Here is a 20,161-nt window from a genome sequence, read left to right on the forward strand (position 1 = left end):
ATCACCGCCGACGCCGACTACCGCGACGCCCTCACCCTGCTCGTGCCCTGCACCTGCGGCCACGGCTACGTCGGATCGGCCCCGGCCCTCGCCGGTTCTCGTCAGATGCCGGGTCAGGCGTCGCCCTGGCCCAGCTCCCAGAGCTGGAGGTCGGCCGAGGAGTTGACGGCCCATTCCACACCGGTCAGTCCGTCGAGCGAGGCGACGTACTGCTTGCCCTGCCAGATCGGGAGGACGGGGACGTCGTCGGCGACGATCTCCTGGAGCTTCTCGAAGACCGGGCTGGCGGCGCTGCGGTCGGCCTCGCGGCGGGACTGGGGGATCAGCGTCTTCTGCGCGAGCTCCGACTCGTACGGCGAGTTGAGGAAGTTGTTCTCGTCGAGGAACGGCGCGGTGTAGTTGTCCGCGTCCGGGAAGTCGGGGAACCAGCCCATGCCGTAGACCGCGTAGTCGCCGTTCTTCTGCGCGGGGCGGTACTTGGCCCACGGGGTGCCCTCGACGTCGACGTCGAAGAGCCGCGTGGCGTTGAGCTGCTTGGCCAGCGCCTCGAACTCGGCCTTGGTCGCGGGGCCGTAGTGGTCCGTCGTGTAGTGCAGGGTGAACTTCACCGGAGTGCTGATGTCGGCCTTCTCCAGGATCTCGGAGGCCTGGCCCACGCTCGGCTCGCCGTACTTGTTGAAGAACGAGTTGGAGTGGCTGGTGATGCCGGACGGGATCAGCGAGTAGAGCGGGTCTGCGGTGCTGCCGTAGACCTTGCTGGCGATGGCCCCGCGGTCGATGACCTGGGCCATGGCCTGGCGTACGGCCTTGTCCTTCACCGCGGGGTCCTCGGTGTTGAACGCGAGGTAGCTGATGGCGAGGCCGGGCATCTCGGTGAGCTTGATGCCGTCCTTCGGCGTCTCCAGCATGCCCTGGGCCTGCTCGGGCGACATGGTGCGCGTCATCATGTCGATCTTCTTGTCGTCGAGCGCCTTGCCCATCGCCGCGGCGTCGGGGAAGAGGTCCAGCTCGACCTTCTCGTTGCTGACCTTCAGATCGCCCTTGTACTTCGGGTTCTTGGTGAAGACCACCTTGACGACCTGGTCGCCCTCGACCTCAGGCTTCATGGTGTACGGGCCCGACCCGTCCACCTGGAAGCCCTTGCGGGCCGACCTCGCCGGGTACTTGTCCTGCTGGACGATGCCGGCGGACGGCGTGGCGAGCTTGTAGGGGAAGGTCGCGTCCGGGGTCTTCAGGTGGAAGACGACCTGGTCCTCGCCCTTGGTCTCGATCGTGTCGATGTTGGCGAGCAGGCCGACCGGGCCGCTCTCGTCCTTGATGTCCAGGACGCGCTGGATGGAGTACTTCACGTCGTCCGGAGTGACCGGCGTGCCGTCGGCGAAGGTGAGCCCCTCGCGCAGCGTGCAGCGGTAGCTCTCGTTCTCCGTGTCCGTGAAGGCGCAGCTCTCGGCCGCCTCGGGGACCGGTTCGCCGCCGCCGCGCGGAATGTGGGTCAGGGTCTGCACGGTCTGGCGCAGCACGTTCCAGACGCCCGCTTCGTATCCGATCGCGGGGTCGAGCGGGGCCGGGTTGTCGGCCGAGGCGATGAACTGGTCCGTCGTCCCGACAACGATGGCATCGCCCCCGTCATCCGACCCGCCACAGGCGGCGAGCACGGGCGCGAGCAGGCCGACTACGGCCGGCAACACCAGCGTCTTGCGGTTCATCTGGACGTTCTCCCTCGGTCCTGGCACGTGAGAAAACCGAGGTTAATAGGCGCTGCGGGGGGCCTTGACCGGTGCCGGTCAGGGGCGTATCCACTGGGTGATCACCGATGACGGGTTGTCCATGCAGTGTCCAGGAATGTTTCGTGCACGAGTCCACCAAGTGGGACGTATGGGAGCCCAAAACGGACAGTCGCGCCGATCTTCAGCAGGCCCGAATGTCACGTGGAGTGACGAACATCACGTCCGCGTTCGGGCGTACGCATTGACATGGACCTGTTGTACGGCACGATCGGCCGACGCTCACTCGGCGGAGACGAGGCCGCGCAGGAAGGCGAGGTCCACGTGCTCCAGGGAGGGCACGACCGCTCTCCCCGGGGCGGGGGCGATGGGCGCGACCGAGGGGACGGCGACGACGCGGCAGCCCGCAGCCTCCGCCGCGGCGACGCCCGTCGCGGTGTCCTCGACGACCGCGCAGCGCCAGGGCTCCGCGCCGAAACCCGCAGCCGCGACGAGGTAGGGCTCGGGATGGGGCTTCGTGCGGGTCACCTCGTCGCCCGCGACCGTGAGCGCGAAGTGGTGGCGGCCGACCGAGTCCAGCACCCGGTCGATGATGCGCCGGTGGGAGGCGGAGACGAGGGCCGTGGGCACGTCGTGCGCCGCCAGCTCGGCGAGCAGCCGGGCGGCGCCCGGCATCAGCGGCACCCCGTCCCCGATGCGCGCCTCGAAGCGGTCGTTGAGGAGCACGGTGAGCTTCTCCAGGGAGATGGCCGCGCCGGTGACCTCGATGAGGTAACCCGCGCTCCGGGTCATCGGGCCGCCGACGACCACGTCACGCCATGCCTCGTCCAGCCGGTGACCGAGGTCCGCGAAGACCTCGACCTCCACGTCCCACCAGAATCCCTCGGTGTCGACCAGGGTGCCGTCCATGTCGAGCAGGACTGCTTGCAGCGTCGACCCTTCGGCCGTACGGGTCAGGGACGCGGGGACCGTACTGGTCATCCGGCACACCTCCAAGAGGGACGAGAAGGCCGGCCGCCTTCCCGGTGGGAACGGCGACCGGCCTGCACTGGACCGACCATTCTACGACTCGCCCGCGCACGGCGCGCGGAGTGCCGCTTACCGCGCGTTGAACTCCGTCCTACCGTGCGTTGAAGTACTTCGCCTCGGGGTGGTGGATGACGATCGCGTCCGTGGACTGCTCGGGGTGCAGCTGGAACTCCTCGGAGAGCTTCACGCCGATCCGCTCGGGCTCCAGGAGCTCGGCGATCTTCGCCCGGTCCTCCAGGTCGGGGCAGGCCCCGTAGCCGAGGGAGAAGCGCGCGCCGCGGTACTTCAGCGCGAACATGTCCTCGACGTCGGAGGGGTCCTCCCCGGCGAAGCCGAGCTCGCTGCGGACCCGTGCGTGCCAGTACTCGGCGAGGGCCTCGGCCAGCTGCACGGACAGGCCGTGCAGCTCCAGGTAGTCGCGGTAGGAGTTCGACTCGAAGAGCCCGGCGGTTGCCCCGCCGATCTTCGAGCCGACGGTGACGACCTGGAGGCCGATCACGTCCGTCTCCCCCGACTCCTCGGGACGGAAGAAGTCCGCGAGGCAGAGCCGGCGGCCTCGGCGCTGGCGCGGGAAGGTGAAGCGGGTGCGCTCCGAGCCGTCCTCGTGCAGCAGGATCAGGTCGTCGCCCTTGGAGACGCACGGGAAGTAGCCGTAGACGACGGCGGCCTCCAGCAGGTTCTCGGTGTGGAGCTTGTCGAGCCAGCCGCGCAGGTGGGGACGGCCCTCCCGCTCCACGAGCTCCTCGTACGTCGGTCCGTCACCGGCGCGCGCCTGCTTGAGGCCCCACTGGCCCTTGAAGAGGGCGCCCTCGTCCAGCCAGGACGCGTACTCCTTGAGCTGGATGCCCTTGACGACGCGGGTGCCCCAGAACGGCGGCTCGGGGACCGGGTTGGTGACGGAGACGTCGGAGCGCACGCCCTCCTCCGGCTCCGCGACCTCCAGCACCGCGGTGTCGCGCTTGGGGACGCGGCGCTGCTTCAGCTCGGGGAGGCTGGCGCCCGGGACGCCCCGCTTGACGGCGATGAGGGCGTCCATCAGCCGCAGCCCCTCGAACGCGTCGCGGGCGTAGCGGACCTCGCCCTCGTAGATCTCGTGCAGGTCCTGCTCGACGTAGGCACGGGTGAGGGCGGCGCCGCCCAGGATCACCGGGTACTCGGCCGCCAGCTTGCGCTGGTTCAGCTCCTCCAGGTTCTCCTTCATGATGACGGTGGACTTCACCAGGAGGCCGGACATGCCGATGACGTCGGCGCGGTGCTCCTCGGCGGCCTCCAGGATCGCGGAGACGGGCTGCTTGATGCCCAGGTTGACCACGTTGAACCCGTTGTTCGACAGGATGATGTCGACCAGGTTCTTGCCGATGTCGTGGACGTCGCCGCGCACGGTGGCGAGGACGATCGTGCCCTTGCCGTCGTCGTCGGTCTTCTCCATGTGCGGTTCGAGGTAGGCCACCGCGCTCTTCATGACCTCGGCGGACTGGAGCACGAAGGGCAGCTGCATCTGGCCGGAGCCGAACAGCTCTCCGACGACCTTCATGCCTTCGAGCAGGGTGTTGTTGACGATGTCGAGGGCCGGCTGGGTCCGCAGGGCCTCGTCGAGGTCGGCCTCCAGGCCGTTCTTCTCGCCGTCGATGATGCGGCGCTGGAGCCGCTCGTCGAGCGGCAGGGCCAGGAGTTCCTCGGCCTTGCCCTGCTTCATCGACTTCATGTTGACGCCCTCGAAGAGCTCCATGAGCTTCTGCAGGGGGTCGTAGCCCTCTTCGCGGCGGTCGTGGATCAGGTCGAGGGCGACCTTGACCTGCTCCTCCTCCAGCCGGGCGATCGGAAGGATCTTGGAGGCGTGCACGATCGCGGAGTCCAGTCCCGCCTTGACGCACTCGTCGAGGAACACGGAGTTCAGCACGACGCGGGCGGCCGGGTTCAGGCCGAAGGAGATGTTGGACAGGCCCAGGGTGGTCTGCACGCCGGGGCGGCGCCGCTTCAGCTCGCGGATGGCTCCGATCGTGGCGATGCCGTCCTTGCGGGACTCCTCCTGCCCGGTGCAGATGGTGAAGGTCAGACAGTCGATGAGGATGTCCGACTCGTGGATGCCCCAGTTGGTGGTGAGGTCGTCGATGAGCCGCTCGGCGATGGCGACCTTGTGCTCGACGGTGCGGGCCTGGCCCTCCTCGTCGATGGTCAGCGCGATGAGCGCGGCGCCGTGCTCGGAGGCCAGGGCGGCGACCTTCGCGAAGCGGGACTCGGGGCCGTCGCCGTCCTCGTAGTTGACGGAGTTCAGCACGGCCCGGCCGCCGAGCTTCTCCAGACCGGCGCGCAGGACGGGCACCTCGGTGGAGTCCAGGACGATCGGCAGGGTGGAGGCGGTGGCGAAGCGGCCGGCCAGCTCCTCCATGTCGGCGACGCCGTCGCGGCCCACGTAGTCGACGCAGAGGTCGAGCATGTGCGCGCCCTCGCGGATCTGGTCGCGGGCCATCTCCACGCAGTCGTCCCAGCGGGCGTCGAGCATGGCCTCGCGGAACTTCTTGGAGCCGTTGGCGTTCGTACGCTCGCCGATCGCGAGGTACGAGGTGTCCTGGCGGAACGGGACGGTCTGGTAGAGCGAGGCGGCGCCCGGCTCGGGGCGCGGGTCGCGGATCCCCGGCACGGTGCCGCGGACACGCTCCACGACCTGGCGCAGGTGCTCGGGCGTCGTACCGCAGCAGCCGCCGACGAGGGAGAGGCCGTACTCCTGGACGAAGGTCTCCTGGGCGTCGGCCAGCCCCTCGGCGTCGAGCGGGAAGTGCGCGCCGTCCTTGGTGAGCACGGGAAGCCCGGCGTTCGGCATGCAGAGCAGCGGGATACGGGAGTGGCGCGTGAGGTAGCGGAGGTGCTCGCTCATCTCGGCGGGGCCGGTCGAGCAGTTCAGGCCGATCATGTCGACGCCGAGCGGTTCGAGCGCGGTCAGCGCGGCGCCGATCTCGGAGCCGAGCAGCATGGTGCCGGTCGTCTCGAAGGCCAGCGAGCACAGCACCAGGAGGTCGCTGCCCATGGCCTCCAGCGCCCGGCGCGCGCCCAGCACCGCCGCCTTGGTCTGGAGGAGGTCCTGCGTGGTCTCGATGATCAGCGCGTCGGCGCCGCCCGCGATGAGGCCTTCGGCGTTCTGCTGGAAGCCGTCGCGCAGCACGGTGTACGGGGCGTGGCCCAGCGTGGGCAGCTTGGTGCCGGGACCGATGGAGCCGAGGACCCAGCGCTGCTGACCGGTGGACTCGGTGAAGCGGTCGGCGACCTCGCGGGCGATGCGCGCGCCGGACTCGGAGAGCTCGTGGATCCGGCCGGGGATGTCGTACTCGCCCAGGGCGGAGGCGTTGGCTCCGAAGGTGTTCGTCTCGACGCAGTCGACGCCGACCGCGAAGTACTCCTCGTGCACCGAGCGGACGATGTCGGGGCGGGTGACGTTCAGGACCTCGTTGCACCCTTCGAGGTTCTCGAAGTCCTCGAGGGTGGGGTCCTGGGCCTGGAGCATGGTGCCCATCGCACCGTCGGCCACCACCACCCGGGTGGCGAGCGCCTCACGGAGCGCTGCGGCTCGGGTCCGGCTGTCAGCTGAGGGGGTCGGCGACGAGGCCATGGATGTTCTCCCTGGGATGCGACGGCTGTCGGCTTTGCGCCCTTCTGCGGAGGGGGCACGCGGCCAGCGTAGCCGGGAGGCGACCGGGGCGGTCGTCGCGTCCCACGGGGCGGACTGCATGCTGTGCGGGGAACGGGCCCACTCACGGGTGTGACGCATAATCTTCGCGCCACCGGACAGAGGTCGGCATCGACCGATAGTGTTCAGCATTGTCGAACCGAGGTGGAGGAGTACGGCGCGATGGCGAAGAACATCCAGTCGCTCGAGCGGGCAGCGGCGATGCTGCGTCTGCTGGCGGGCGGCGAGCGCCGGCTCGGCCTGTCCGACATCGCGTCCTCGCTGGGTCTGGCCAAAGGTACCGCGCACGGCATCCTGCGCACCCTCCAGCACGAGGGCTTCGTCGAGCAGGACGCGGCGTCCGGCCGCTACCAGCTGGGCGCGGAGCTGCTGCGCCTGGGCAACAGCTACCTCGACGTGCACGAGCTGCGGGCCCGCGCGCTGGTGTGGACCGACGACCTGGCCCGCTCCAGCGGCGAGAGCGTCCACCTGGGCGTGCTGCACCAGCACGGCGTGCTGGTCGTCCACCACGTCTTCCGGCCGGACGACAGCCGCCAGGTGCTGGAGGTGGGCGCCATGCAGCCGCTGCACTCCACGGCCCTGGGCAAGGTGCTCTCCGCCTACGACCCGGTCGCGCACAGCGAGGTCACGGAGGTGGAGCGGCGGTCCTTCACGCCGCGCACCGTCACGGACGAGACCGAGTTCGAGTCACTGCTCGACCTGATCCGGGCCCAGGGCTGGGCGGCCGACGTCGAGGAGACCTGGGAGGGCGTGGCCGCCGTGGCGGCGCCCATCCACGACCGGCGCAGGATGCCGGTCGGCGCCGTGGCGGTGACCGGTGCCGTGGAGCGCGTCTGCGCCGGCGGAGAGCTGCGCCCCGAGCTGGTCGCGGCCGTCCGGGACTGCGCGCGGGCGGTCTCCCGTGATCTCGGCGCCGGGCGCTTCTGAGGCTTCGGGGCACACCCCTCCGCGTCCGTAACGATCGAGTCGCACGTCACACACCCCTTGACGCACCCCCCGCCGGGGAGAAACATTGCCGCTCACCGGTCGGCATTGCCGAACACCTAACGGCAATACGCGTTAGGGTGTGGCAGTGCCGAGGGCCGGTCAAGCCCTACAGGTGGGCTGTCCTCTCCTGAGAGGTACCCATCTGGGGCGCGATCCACCGGAGGGACCCGGTGTTTCGCCTTCCCCTGGACGAAGGACAAAGGAGTCGCGGGTGTCCAGCTCCGACATCTTCATCGGCGAGACCATCGGTACCGCCATACTCATCCTGCTCGGCGGCGGTGTCTGTGCCGCCGTCACGCTCAAGCGCTCCAAGGCGCAGAACGCCGGCTGGCTCGCCATCACCTTCGGGTGGGGTTTCGCCGTGCTGACGGGCGCCTACATCGCCTCCGGTGTATCCGGTGCCCACCTCAACCCGGCGGTCACGATCGGCCTGGCGATCCAGGGCGGCACCGCCTGGAGCGATGTGCCCCTCTACCTCGTCTCCGAACTGTTCGGCGCGATGATCGGCGCCGTGCTCGTCTGGGCCGTCTACTACGGACAGTTCCACGCGCACCTCACCGATCCCGGGATCGTGAAGGACCAGCCGGCGGAGGAGGGCCTGGTCGACCAGAGCGCCGCGCCGAAGGCAGGCCCCGTACTGGGCATCTTCACCACCGGCCCGGAGATCCGGAACGGGGTGCAGAACGTCCTCACGGAGATCATCGCCACGTTCGTACTCGTCCTGGCGATCCTCACCCAGGGCCTCAACGACGAGGGCAACGGTCTCGGCGTGCTCGGCGCCCTGATCACCTCGCTGGTGGTCGTCGGTATCGGCCTCTCGCTCGGCGGCCCGACCGGTTACGCCATCAACCCGGTGCGCGACCTGGGACCCCGGATCGTGCACGCGCTGCTGCCGCTTCCGAACAAGGGCGGTTCGGACTGGGGCTACGCATGGGTACCGGTGGTAGGACCGCTCATCGGGGCCGCACTCGCGGGCGGTCTCTACAACCTCGCCTTCGCCTGAGCCAGACCCTCCACACCACACGGACTTCCGGGAGCCAACCGTGACCGACGCACACACCACCGGCCCGTTCATCGCGGCCATCGACCAGGGCACCACGTCCAGCCGCTGCATCGTCTTCGACAAGGACGGCCGGATCGTCTCCGTCGACCAGAAGGAACACGAGCAGATCTTCCCCAAGCCGGGCTGGGTCGAGCACGACGCCAAGGAGATCTGGGAGAACGTCCAGGAGGTCGTCGCGGGGGCGATCGTCAAGGCGGGCATCACCGCCGCCGACGTCAAGGCGATCGGCATCACCAACCAGCGCGAGACCACCCTGCTCTGGGACAGGAACACCGGTGAGCCGGTCCACAACGCCCTGGTCTGGCAGGACACGCGGACCGACGCGCTCTGCAAGGAGCTCGGCCGCAACGTCGGCCAGGACCGCTTCCGCCGGGAGACCGGGCTGCCGCTCGCCTCCTACTTCGCCGGGCCCAAGGTCCGCTGGCTGCTCGACAACGTCGAGGGGCTGCGCGAGCGCGCCGAGCGGGGCGACATCCTCTTCGGCACCATGGACTCCTGGGTCATCTGGAACCTGACCGGCGGCACCGAGGGCGGCGTCCACGTCACCGACGTCACCAACGCCTCGCGCACGCTGCTGATGAACCTGCACACGATGCAGTGGGACGACAAGATCCTCAGCTCGATCGACATCCCCTCCGCCGTGCTGCCGGAGATCCGGTCCTCCGCCGAGGTCTACGGCACCGCCAAGGGCGGGGTGCTGGACGGTGTCCCGGTCGCCTCCGCGCTCGGTGACCAGCAGGCCGCCCTGTTCGGCCAGACGTGCTTCGCGGCGGGCGAGGCCAAGTCCACGTACGGCACCGGCACCTTCATGCTGATCAACACCGGTCACACACCGGTGAACTCCTACAACGGCCTGCTGACCACCGTCGGCTACCGCATCGGCGAACAGAAGCCGGTGTACGCCCTGGAGGGGTCGATCGCCGTCACCGGCTCGCTCGTCCAGTGGATGCGCGACCAGATGGGCCTGATCAAGTCCGCGGCCGAGATCGAGACGCTCGCCTCCTCCGTCGAGGACAACGGCGGCGCGTACTTCGTGCCCGCGTTCTCCGGCCTGTTCGCCCCGTACTGGCGTCCCGACGCCCGCGGCGTCATCGCCGGTCTCACCCGTTACGTCACCAAGGCGCACATCGCCCGTGCCGTGCTGGAGGCGACCGCCTGGCAGACCCGCGAGATCAGCGACGCCATGACCAAGGACTCCGGCGTCGAGCTGACCGCGCTCAAGGTCGACGGCGGAATGACCTCCAACAACCTGCTGATGCAGACCCTCTCCGACTTCCTGGACGCGCCCGTGGTGCGCCCCATGGTCGCCGAGACCACCTGCCTCGGCGCCGCCTACGCCGCCGGTCTCGCCGTCGGCTTCTGGCCGGACACCGACGCGCTGCGCGCCAACTGGCGCCGTGCCGCCGAGTGGACACCCCGCATGGACGCGGCCACGCGTGACCGCGAGTACAAGAGCTGGCTCAAGGCCGTCGAACGGACCATGAGCTGGATCGAGGACGAAGAAAGCTGAGGAGCAACCGACATGACCACCCTGCAGAGCGTCCCCGCCCTCGGGACGCATCCGGCCTCCGGCTCCCTCCCGAGCCGTGCCGAGACCCGGGAGCGGCTTTCCAAGGCGACGTACGACCTCCTGGTGATCGGTGGCGGCATCCTGGGCATCTCCACCGCCTGGCACGCCGCGCAGTCCGGACTGCGGGTGGCCCTGGTGGACGCCGGTGACTTCGCCGGCGCCACCTCCTCCGCCTCCTCCAAGCTGCTCCACGGCGGTCTGCGCTACCTCCAGACCGGCGCGGTGAAGCTGGTCGCGGAGAACCACTTCGAGCGGCGCGCGGTGTCCCGCCAGGTCGCCCCGCACCTGGCCAACCCGCTCACCTTCTACCTGCCCGTCTACAAGGGCGGCCCGCACGGCGCGGCCAAGCTCGGCGCGGGCGTCTTCGCCTACTCGGCGCTGTCCGCGTTCGGTGACGGCGTCGGCCATGTGATCAGCCCGGCCCGGGCGCAGCGCGATGTTCCGGAGCTGCGCACGGACGGCCTGAAGGCCGTCGCGGTCTACGGCGACGACCAGATGAACGACGCCCGGATGGCGCTGATGACCGTCCGCGCGGCGGTGGACGCGGGTGCCGTCGTCCTCAACCACGCCGCCGTGACCGGCCTGCGGTTCACCAAGGGGCGGGTCACCGGCGCCGAGCTGGAGGACCGTCAGGACGGCAGTGAGTTCGGCGTCGACGCCCGTCTGGTACTGAACGCCACCGGCCCGTGGGTGGACCACCTGCGGAAGCTGGAGGACCCGAACGCGGCGCCCTCCATACGTCTGTCCAAGGGCGCGCACCTCGTGCTCAAGCGCACCCGCCCGTGGAAGGCCGCGCTGGCGACGCCGATCGACAAGTACCGCATCACGTTCGCCCTGCCCTGGGAGGACATGCTGCTGCTCGGCACGACCGACGAGGAGTACGAGGGCGACCCGGCCGACGTCGCGGTCACCGAGAAGGACACGGCGCAGATCCTGGACGAGGCGGCGTTCTCCGTACGCGACCAGCAGCTGTCCCGCGATCTGATCACCTACTCCTTCGCGGGGCTCCGGGTGCTGCCGGGCGGTCCCGGGAACACCTCCAAGGCCAAGCGCGAGACGGTCGTGACCGAGGGACGCGGCGGGATGCTGTCGGTCGCGGGCGGCAAGTGGACGACATTCCGCCACATCGGCCGTACGGTGATGAACAAGCTGGCCGAACTGCCCGGGCACCCCCTCGCCGAGGACATGGAGCCGATGGCCCGGCTGCCCAGGAAGATGCCGCTGCCCGGTATCGCCAGCCCGAACGCCGTCGCGCACCGGCTGCTGGTCGACGGCGGTACGCCCGGGCCGAGGATGGCAGCCGACACGGCACGGCACCTCGCCACCCACTACGGCTCGCTCGCCTTCGACGTCGCGCGCCTCGCGAACGAGAACCCGGCGCTGGCCGAGCGCGTCCACCCCGACGCCCCGGAGATCTGGGCGCAGGTGGCGTACGCCCGCGACCGCGAGTGGGCCGAGACGGCGGACGACGTGCTGCGCCGCCGGACGACGCTGACGATCCGCGGGCTCGCGACGGACGGCATCCGGACCCGGGTCGAGGAGATGCTCGGCGAAGGGCGCTGACGGTGGCGGTTGCGCAGGGGCGGTCTCCCGGTCGGGGAGGCCGCCCCTGCGGCCGTCGGTCCCCAGGACGTGCCATGCGGCCGCCATACGGGTGCAATGTGACGCGGGGACAGTGGAGAGATGGCCGAACACCAGGGATTCCATCTGTCAGTGGCACTGAACGGCGGCGGCTCGCACCCGGCCGCGCCTGTCAGGGCCTTCACGCCCGAGGAGTACGCCCGGCTGGTGCGCGTCGCCGAGACGGGACTGCTCGACTTCATCACGGTCGAGGACGGCCCCGGGAGGCTGGACTCCGCCCTGCTGCTCGCCCACGCCGCACAGGCCACCGAACGGATCGGGCTCGTGCCGCTGGGGCCGACGACGGGTGACCCCACGGCGTGGGCGACCCGGATAGCGACGCTCGACCATCTGAGCGCGGGACGGGCCGGGGTGCGTCCCCGGGCCACGACGAGCGACGCGGAGCACGCCCGGCTCGTGGCGCTGCTGGGCACTCCCGAGGGCGACCGGCTGCTGGCCGGACTCTTCGGCGAGGCGGGCGACTTCCTCACCGAGGCCGTCGCGGCGCTGGACGAGGTCCTGCCCGCCGGGCACGGCAGGCCGCCGGTGGCCCTGCTCGCCCACGCCACCATCCCCTACCGGCTGGCGGCCGCCCACGGGGACGTCGTGTTCGTGACCCCGGCGGACACCGCGGACCTGGTCTCCATCCGCGAGGAGGTCGGGATCCTGAGGGAGGAGGCGGGACGCCCGGCGAGCGCGCTCCGCGTCTTCGCGGACGTCGATGTGGTGCTGGGCGGGAGCCAGGAGGCGGCCGACGCGCGTGCGGCAACCCTGGAGGAGACCGCGGGCGCCCCCTTCACCTCGGACGCCCTCGTGTTCACCGGCACCCCGGAGGGTCTGGCGGACCTTCTGCAGGAGTGGTTCGTCGACGGCGGCGCGGACGGCTTCCGGCTGCGCCCCGCGGTGATCCCCGACGACCTGGAGGCGATCGCCACCGGGCTGGTGCCCGTCCTCCAGAAGCGCGGGCTCTTCCGCACCGGGTACACCGCCCGCACCCTGCGCGGCCACCTCGGCCTCGCCGCCGCCTGATCCGCCCGCGACGGAAGGAAGTACCGCCTTGAAGTTCTCCGTACTCTCCCTCATCGGGCATGCCCCGCATCCTCTGACCGGCGAACTCCCGTCGGCGGCGCAGCGGTTCACCGAGGTGATCGAGACCGGTGAGGCGGCGGAGCGGCTCGGCTTCGACGCGTACGCGATCGGGGAACGGCATGCCGGGCCGTTCCTCTCGTCGAGCCCGGGCGTGGTGCTCGGCGCGCTCGCCGCGCGGACCTCCACCATCCGGCTGCTGACCGGGGTCACGGTCGTCGCGATCCTCGATCCGGTGCGGGTGGCGGAGGACTTCGCGACGCTCGACCAGATCGCGGGCGGCCGGATCGAGCTGGTCGTGGGGAAGGGCGCCGAGGCCGGCCACTTCAGCCTGTTCGGGCTGGACGAGGAGCGGCAGTGGGATCTGCAGAAGGAGAAGTACGAGCTGCTGCGGCGGCTGTGGACCGAGGAAGGGGTGGACTGGGAGGGGGAGTTCCGTCCGCCGCTGAAGAACGTGACGACGGTGCCCCGCCCGTACGCCGGTCCGCCGCGCGTCTGGCACGGCTCGGCGACCAGTCTCAACTCCCCGGAACTGGCGGCCAGGCACGGCGACCCGCTGTTCACGGCCAACGCGATCCAGCCCCGTGAGGCGTACGCCCGGCTGATCGCCCACTACCGGGAGCGGTTCGAGGCCTACGGACACGACCCGGCGGAGGCGCGGGTCGCGGCCGGGTCCGGCGGCCTGCTGATCGCGGACACCCCGCGGCGGGCCGTCGAACGCTACAAGGAGCTGTACGAGGCCAAGGTCGCCCAGTCCTTCAGGCCGCACCTCGAAGGCAGGGCCGGCTACAACACGCCGTTCCGCACCATCGAGGACGCGATGGCCGACGGGCCCCAGCTCATCGGCTCCCCGCAGCAGATCATCGACAAGATCCTGGGCTACCACGAGGTGTACGGGCACGATCTCCAGTCCGTCACCGTGGACGGGTTCGGCCTGTCGCAGGGCGAACAGCTGGAGACGCTCCAGCGGTTCGCCGAGGAGGTCGCCCCCGTCGTACGACGCGAGGCGCCCTCCACGCTCTGGGACCCGCCGGGGCCCCCGGCCGGCGGCTGACCTCCCGGGTCAGCGCCGGGGCGGGGCCTCGGCGAAGGGCACCTGGGCGGTTCCGGGGTCGGCCGGACCGCCCGGGTGGTTCCACAGCCCCCGGGCGGCGAGCCGGGGCAGGACGCCCTCGCCGAACCAGTACGCCTCCTCCAGGTGCGGATAGCCGGAGAGGACGAACTCGTCGATGCCGAGGCGGTGGTACTCCTCCACCCGCTCGGCGATCTCGTCGTGGCTGCCGACCAGCGCGGTGCCCGCGCCGCCCCGGACCAGGCCGATGCCGGCCCAGAGGTTCGGGTGGATCTCCAGGCCGTCGCGCCCGCCGCCGTGCAGGGCGAGCATCCTCTTCTGCCCCTCGGACTCGCTGCGGGCCAGGCCCTCCTGGACCGCGCGCACGGTGGCGGGGTCGAAGCCCGTGAGGAGCCGGCGTGCTTCGGCCCATGCCTGCTCGGAGGTGTCCCGGGCGATGACGTGGAGCCGGATGCCGAAGCGCGGGGTGCGGCCCTGGCGCTCCGCGAGCCCGCGCACCCAGGCGATCTTCTCGGCGACCTGGGCGGGGGGTTCGCCCCAGGTGAGATAGACGTCGGCGTGGCGGGCCGCGACCTCGCCCGCCGCCGGCGACGAGCCGCCGAAGTACACCTGGGGAACCGGGTCGGGGAGCCGGGCGAGCCGGGCCTCCTCGACGGTGAGGTGTTCGCCGTCGAGGTTCACGGTCTTGCCGTCCCAGAGGCCGCGGACGATCTCCAGGAATTCGCCGGTGCGGGCGTAGCGCGCGTCCTTGCCGAGGAAGTCCCCGTAGGCGCGCTGCTCATGGCTCTCGCCTCCGGTGACCACGTTGAGCAGCAGCCGCCCTCCGGTCTGGCGCTGGTAGGTGGAGGCCATCTGCGCGGCGAGCGTGGGCGAGACGAAGCCGGGCCGGAAGGCGACGAGGAACTTCAGCCGCTCGGTGTGCTGGCTCACCATGGCCGTGGTGAGCCAGGCGTCCTCGCACCAGGCACCGGTGGGTGTCAGCGCGCCCTCGAAGCCGAGGTCCTCGGCGGCGCGGGCGATCTGGGCGAGGTAGCCGACCGTGGGGGGCCGGTCGCCGCCGGCCGCGGTGACGGGGGTGCCGTGGCCGCCTCCCACGACATGGCGGCTGTCGCCGTTGGTGGGCAGGAACCAGTGGAAGGTGAGGGTCACCGGTGTTCTCCGATCGGGTGTGTCACAGCAGGCCGTGGCGGGGCGGGCGGGTTCCTTGCAGGGCGTGGCGGCCGAGGTGCTGGATCTTCCAGCGGACCGGGTCGTGGAGTGTGTGGGTGCGGGCGTCGCGCCAGTGCCGGTGGAGGTTGAGCGAGTCGAGCGCGGAGCGGGTGCCCGCGACCTCGAAGAGCGCCCCCGCGACCTCGACGGCCGCGTCCGCCGCGTAGGCCTTCGCGGCGGCGACGGCGAGGGACGCGTCTGCCGCGGTCTCGTCGGTGAGGGTGGCCCTCGCGGTGTCCACGGCGCGAGCCGCGGTGTCCAGGAGCGCGTCGGACGCCCGTACCCTCAGGTCGAGTTCGCCGAACCGCTGGACGAGCAGGGGGTCCTCGGCCGCGGTCTCGAATCCGCTCTCGAACCAGGGACGGCTCTTCGTCCTGACGAACTCGGCGGCCTCGGCCAGGGCTCCGGCGGCGATGCCCGCGTCGATGGCGGCGTGCAGCAGCTGGGCGTGGGCGCCGTGCAGCTGAGGGCCCTCGAAGGTGAGGTGGTGAGCGAACACCCGGTCGGCGGCCACCCGTACGCCGTCCAGGCGCACCGTGCCACTGGCGGTGGTGCGCTGGCCCATGCCGTCCCAGTCGTCGATCACGGTGACTCCGGGCGCGCCCGCCTCGACGAAGGCGACGTACGGCTTGTCCTCGGCGCCGAGGGCGAGCACGGGGATCCAGTCGGCGAAGAGCGCGCCGGTCGCGTAGTTCTTGACCCCGGTCAGGACGTACGAGCCGTCGGGCTGCGGCTCCAGCCGGGTGCGGAGGTCCTGCACGTGCCGGGTCCCCGCCTCCGACTGGGCGTTGCCGAAGCGCTTGCCGGCCAGCAGTTCACCGTAGAAGAAGTCCTGCTGTGCGGCGGTGCCCTGTCGGCGGATCACGTTGACGTAGGCGAAGTGGCTCTGCGGGATCTGCGCGAGGCTGGCGTCGGCGGAGGCGAGCACCCGGAAGACACGGGCCAGGGTGAGGGCCCTGACGTCGGCGCCTCCGTGGGCGGCGGGGACGGTGACGGCGAGCAGTCCCGACGCCGAGAGCTTCTCCAGCTCCTCCCGGGGCAGCAGCCGTTCCCTGTCGCGCCGGGAGGCGCCCGTGCGGAACTCCGCGGCGAGTTCGGTGGCCTTCTTCAGCGCCTGCGCGTCGTCGCGGATGATCTCAGCCATGGACGGCCACCCGCTCGGTGCTCTCCAGCGCGGTCGCGAACCGGTCGACGGTCGCGGTGAGCGCCTCGGCGTCCGCCGGGGCGACGGTGAGCACTCCGTCGCCGGCGACGCTGATGTTTCGGTCGAGGACGAACCACCCCTGGGTGATGTGGGACGCGCCCAGCGAGCTGAGCACGGGCCTCAGCGCGTAGTCGATGGCCAGGACGTGGGCGGTGGTGCCGCCGGTGGCGAGCGGCAGGACGGTCTTGCCCGCGAGGGCGTACTGCGGCAGCAGGTCGAGCAGGGACTTGAGCAGTCCGGAGTACGCGGCCTTGTAGATCGGCGTACCGATGACGACCCCGTCGGCCCGCGCGAACAGTTCGGTGGCGCCCACCACCGCCGGATGCCCGAAGTCGGCGCGGAGCAGGGCTTCGGCGGGCAGGGTCCGGGCGTCGAGCGGTATGACGGTGTGGCCCCGGCCGGAGAGCTGTGCGTCGAGATGGCGCAGCAGCCGGGCGGTGCGTGAGGTGGCGGAGGGACTTCCCGAGACGGACAGGACGGTGGCCATGGGCCCTCTTCTCGTGAGGCGCTGCGGGCGGCGTGCCCCGCGCGGTTCGGACGTGCCGGGAGGTCAGGCGCGGGCGGGCTCGGGGGCCGGCTGGGCGGCTTCGAGTTCCCGGACGATCGGGAGGACCTTCGTGCCGAAGTACTCGACCTCTTCGAGGTAGTGGAGGAAGCCGAGGAGGAAGAGGTCGACGCCGAGCCGCTTGTACGCGACGATCCGCTCGGCGATCTGCTCAGGGGTGCCGATCAGGCCGGTGCGGAATCCGTCGTTGTACTGGACGAGGTCCTCGAAGGACGAGTCCTGCCACATGCCCTTGCCGTCGGCGGTGGACCGTCCGGCCTGCCTGACGGCGGCGCCGAAGCCCTCGACGGCCTCGGAGTCGGCACGGGCGACGATCTCGCGGAGCGTCTCCCGGGCCTCGGCCTCGGTGTCGCGGGCGATCAGGAAGCCGTTGAGGCCGAATTTCGGAGCGGGGCGTCCGGCCGCGGCGGCCGAGGCGGCGACGTCGGCTATCTGTTCGGTGACCCCGTCGAAGTCCTTGCCGTTGCTGAAGTACCAGTCGGACACCCGGCCCGCCATGGCCCGGGCGGCGCTGGAGTTGCCGCCCTGGAAGATCTCCGGGTGCGGGCGGGTGGCGGTGCTGAGGGGCTTGGGCTTGAGCGAGAAGTCCCGGATCCGGTAGAAGTCCCCGGCGAGTTCGGCGTGGTCCTCGGTCCAGACGGCGCGCAGGGCCCGGATGAACTCCTCGGAGCGGCGGTAGCGCTCGTCGTGTTCGAGCCAGGGCTCGCCGAGCGCGGTGAACTCGTCCTTGAACCAGCCGCTGACGACGTTGACGGCGAACCGCCCCTTGGACAGGTGGTCGGCGGTCGCCCCGAGCTTGGCCAGGACGCCCGGGTGCCACAGGCCGGGGTGGACGGCGGCGATGACCTTGAGCCGCTCGGTGGCCAGCAGCAGGGCCAGGCTGAAGGAGGTCGACTCGTGCTGGTACTCGGCGCCGTAGCTCGCCATGTAGCGGACCTGGCTGAGGGCGTAGTCGAAGCCGTTGTTCTCGGCGAGGACGGCCAGTTCGCGGTTGTAGTCGTAGCCCCAGTCGGTGCGCTGCTCGATGCGGCTGGTGACGAGGCCACCGCTGACGTTGGGCACCCAGTAGGCGAAGCTCACGGGATCGGCGGAGCGGGGAAGGGACATGAGGACTCCCGGTGGTGGGGATGAGGGCATGGCGGGGCGGCCCCCGCGTCCGGCGCGGGGCGCGTGCGACGGCATGCCGGGGCACGGCGGCGCGCGGCGGAGCCGGGCGGGTACGGACGACGGCGGATCAGGGGTGGGAGCGGGCCCGGGGGAAGGACGGGCCGGTCCTGCTCAGGAAGGTGCGTGCGTGCGGGCGCGGAGGAGGGGTGCCTCGGACTCCGTGACGGCGGTCAGAACGCGCGACAACAGAAGGAACTGGCGACGCGGGCGAGGTCGATGTGACGTCGCCGCGTGAGATTCCGTCGGTCCTTCATGCCGGTCAGGTTAGTCGTGGCGGGCGTCGGCGGTCGAGTAGGCATTCACGAAGCGTTGATAGGGTTTCCCTTTCATCCGGCCCGGTCCCTGGGCCGTTCCCGGTCCCGGGGGTGCGTGGACGTGCGTGTGGAACAGCTCGAGTACATCGAGGCGGTGACCCGTCTGGGATCACTGCGCAGGGCCGCGGAGGAGCTCCATCTCTCACAGCCCGCGCTGAGCGAGACCGTGCGCAACCTCGAACGCGAGCTGGGCGTGGACCTGCTCGACCGCAGGCGCTCCGGAGCGAAGATCAGCGACGAGGGGCGGGAGCTGCTCCCGCACATCATCGGTGTGATCGACGCGGTGGACCGGCTGCGCGAGGCGGCGGGCCAGCAGCACCGCACCAGCCGGATGGTCCGTCTCGGGACGGTGAACGCCGCGACGGTCCCGCTGCTCGTCCCGGCGGTGCGCGCGTTCCGTGAGACACATCCCATGACGCAGGTGGAGGTCGTCGGGGCGCAGCAGGACGACATCCACCGCTCCCTCCTGGAGGGCGGCTTCGACCTGGGCCTCGTCAACTGCCTGGAGGGCGACGACGTGCCGCCGGACTTCCGGTCGACGGAGCTGCTGCGCGGGCGCGCCGTGGTGTGCATGCGCCCGGACAGCCCGCTCGCGGCCAGGGAGACCGTGCGGGTGGACGATCTGCTCGCCGGGCCGCTCGTCGTGATGCGGGCCGGCTATGTGATGCACCGGTACATGCACCGGCTGCTGGACGGCCGGACGCCCGCGTTCTCCTACTCCACGGACGGCGCGGAGATGGGCAAGCTGATGGTGGCGGAGGGACTCGGCGCGACCGTGCTCCCCGACTTCAGCATCGTCGGCGACCCGCTGGAGCGCGGCGGGACGATCGTCTGGCGTCCGCTGGAGGACGAGGGCGCCGCCGTCCTCCTGATGCTCCAGCGGCGGCGTTCGGGCTCGCTGCCCCGGGCGGCCCGCGACCTGCACCGCCTCCTCGTGGAGCAGGCGCGGAAGCTGTAGGACGGCGCGGGGAGGCGCGGGACACGCCCTGGGTGGCCACGGACGCATAATGAGGCCATACATCGGATGTCTTGCACGAGGAGGCCCTCCATGGCCGTCACCGACGAAGCGATCGAGAAGATCAAGGGGATGATCGTCTCGGGTGCTCTGGCCCCCGGGGACCGGCTTCCCAAGGAGAGCGAGCTCGCGGCCGAGCTGGGCCTGTCGCGCAACTCGCTGCGCGAGGCGGTGCGCGCGCTGTCGCTGATCCGGATCCTCGACGTCCGCCAGGGGGACGGCACCTACGTCACCAGTCTCGACCCGCAGCTCCTGCTGGAGGCGCTCAGCTTCGTGGTGGACTTCCACCGCGACGACACGGTCCTGGAGTTCCTCGCGGTCCGCCGCATCCTGGAGCCCGCGGCGACGGCGATGGCCGCGCTGCGCATCGAGGACGAGCAGCTGGACGCGCTGAGCGCCCAGCTGGACGCGCTGGGCGGGAACCCGTCCGTGGAGGAGCTGGTCGCCTGCGATCTGGAGTTCCACCGCGGCATCGTCAGGTCCTGCGGCAACTCGGTGCTCTGCTCCCTGCTGGACGGTCTGTCGGGGCCGACCACCCGGGCGAGGGTGTGGCGCGGACTGACCCAGGAGGACGCGGTGGGCCGCACCCTGCGGGAACACCGGGCGATCCTGGCCGCGCTGCGGGACCGGGACGCGGACGCCGCCCGCTCGTGGGCCACCGTGCATGTGGCGAGCGTCGAGCAGTGGCTGCGGTCGATGCTCTGAGCTGGGACTTCGGCCCACAGCCCCTCCGTCCCACCTGATGACTGCCGCATTCCCGTGCCCGGACGCTCGGGTTACGATCCGGTGGAAACCGGTGTCCTCGTACAGGCCCGGAAGCCATGGAGCAAGCGTTGATGTCACTCACGACCGCA

General features: G+C 70.9%; 16 protein-coding genes. 8 read left to right on the forward strand and 8 right to left on the reverse strand.

The genetic code is table 11. From position 1 onward, the window contains the following. Positions 1-113 precede the first annotated feature (113 nt). The 3 genes from ACWCQM_RS23095 to metH form a co-directional block, all read right to left on the reverse strand. Positions 114-1,706, reverse strand: a complete 1,593-nt coding sequence (locus tag ACWCQM_RS23095) for an ABC transporter substrate-binding protein (RefSeq protein WP_450917041.1) — start codon at positions 1,704-1,706, stop codon at positions 114-116. A gap of 300 nt (positions 1,707-2,006) precedes the next feature. Beyond that, on the reverse strand, positions 2,007-2,705 hold the full coding sequence (locus tag ACWCQM_RS23100; RefSeq protein WP_450917042.1) for an HAD family hydrolase: 699 nt from the start codon (positions 2,703-2,705) through the stop codon (positions 2,007-2,009). Between the two features lie 139 nt (positions 2,706-2,844). Then, complete coding sequence (gene metH, locus ACWCQM_RS23105) at positions 2,845-6,357, reverse strand: methionine synthase (RefSeq protein WP_450917043.1); 3,513 nt, start codon at positions 6,355-6,357, stop codon at positions 2,845-2,847. Between the two features lie 240 nt (positions 6,358-6,597). Here metH and ACWCQM_RS23110 point away from each other — a divergent pair, with 240 nt between their 5' ends. The 6 genes from ACWCQM_RS23110 (at position 6,598) to ACWCQM_RS23135 (ending at position 13,815) form a co-directional block, all read left to right on the forward strand. Continuing rightward, the gene (locus ACWCQM_RS23110; RefSeq protein ID WP_450917044.1) at positions 6,598-7,362 is read left to right on the forward strand and encodes an IclR family transcriptional regulator; all 765 of its coding nucleotides are present in this window, start codon (positions 6,598-6,600) and stop codon (positions 7,360-7,362) included. 271 nt (positions 7,363-7,633) lie between these two features. Continuing rightward, positions 7,634-8,425, forward strand: a complete 792-nt coding sequence (locus tag ACWCQM_RS23115) for an MIP/aquaporin family protein (RefSeq protein ID WP_450917045.1) — start codon at positions 7,634-7,636, stop codon at positions 8,423-8,425. A 40-nt stretch (positions 8,426-8,465) separates the two neighbouring features. After that, the gene (gene glpK, locus ACWCQM_RS23120; protein ID WP_450917046.1) at positions 8,466-9,995 is read left to right on the forward strand and encodes a glycerol kinase GlpK; all 1,530 of its coding nucleotides are present in this window, start codon (positions 8,466-8,468) and stop codon (positions 9,993-9,995) included. Positions 9,996-10,007: 12 nt separating this feature from the next. Then, positions 10,008-11,618 carry an FAD-dependent oxidoreductase gene (locus ACWCQM_RS23125; RefSeq protein ID WP_450917047.1) on the forward strand — a complete coding sequence of 537 codons (1,611 nt, stop codon included), beginning with the start codon at positions 10,008-10,010 and terminating at the stop codon, positions 11,616-11,618. A gap of 120 nt (positions 11,619-11,738) precedes the next feature. Then, complete coding sequence (locus ACWCQM_RS23130) at positions 11,739-12,704, forward strand: LLM class flavin-dependent oxidoreductase (RefSeq protein ID WP_450917048.1); 966 nt, start codon at positions 11,739-11,741, stop codon at positions 12,702-12,704. A gap of 28 nt (positions 12,705-12,732) precedes the next feature. Continuing rightward, entirely contained in the window at positions 12,733-13,815 is a 1,083-nt protein-coding gene (locus ACWCQM_RS23135; protein WP_450917049.1) for an LLM class flavin-dependent oxidoreductase, read from the forward strand. A 9-nt stretch (positions 13,816-13,824) separates the two neighbouring features. Here ACWCQM_RS23135 and ACWCQM_RS23140 read toward each other — a convergent pair whose 3' ends face one another. The 5 genes from ACWCQM_RS23140 to ACWCQM_RS23160 form a co-directional block, all read right to left on the reverse strand. Continuing rightward, entirely contained in the window at positions 13,825-14,982 is a 1,158-nt protein-coding gene (locus ACWCQM_RS23140; RefSeq protein WP_450917050.1) for an LLM class flavin-dependent oxidoreductase, read from the reverse strand. 22 nt (positions 14,983-15,004) lie between these two features. Then, positions 15,005-16,186 carry an SfnB family sulfur acquisition oxidoreductase gene (locus tag ACWCQM_RS23145; RefSeq protein ID WP_450917051.1) on the reverse strand — a complete coding sequence of 394 codons (1,182 nt, stop codon included), beginning with the start codon at positions 16,184-16,186 and terminating at the stop codon, positions 15,005-15,007. Then, entirely contained in the window at positions 16,179-16,733 is a 555-nt protein-coding gene (ssuE, locus tag ACWCQM_RS23150) for an NADPH-dependent FMN reductase (protein ID WP_450917052.1), read from the reverse strand. Before ssuE ends, ACWCQM_RS23145 begins: the two co-directional genes overlap by 8 nt. A 63-nt stretch (positions 16,734-16,796) precedes the next feature. Beyond that, positions 16,797-17,918 carry a dimethylsulfone monooxygenase SfnG gene (gene sfnG / locus ACWCQM_RS23155; RefSeq protein ID WP_450917053.1) on the reverse strand — a complete coding sequence of 374 codons (1,122 nt, stop codon included), beginning with the start codon at positions 17,916-17,918 and terminating at the stop codon, positions 16,797-16,799. 230 nt (positions 17,919-18,148) lie between these two features. After that, a complete protein-coding gene (locus ACWCQM_RS23160; protein WP_382566187.1) occupies positions 18,149-18,277 on the reverse strand; it encodes a putative leader peptide in 129 nt (42 codons plus the stop codon). Positions 18,278-18,353: 76 nt separating this feature from the next. On the opposite strand from ACWCQM_RS23160, the gene ACWCQM_RS23165 reads away from it, so the two are divergent. Beyond that, entirely contained in the window at positions 18,354-19,250 is an 897-nt protein-coding gene (locus ACWCQM_RS23165; RefSeq protein ID WP_450917054.1) for a LysR family transcriptional regulator, read from the forward strand. Between the two features lie 90 nt (positions 19,251-19,340). Further along, positions 19,341-20,012, forward strand: a complete 672-nt coding sequence (locus ACWCQM_RS23170; RefSeq protein WP_450917055.1) for a FadR/GntR family transcriptional regulator — start codon at positions 19,341-19,343, stop codon at positions 20,010-20,012. Positions 20,013-20,161 lie beyond the last annotated feature (149 nt).

This window comes from Streptomyces sp. NPDC002125 (genome assembly GCF_053593715.1).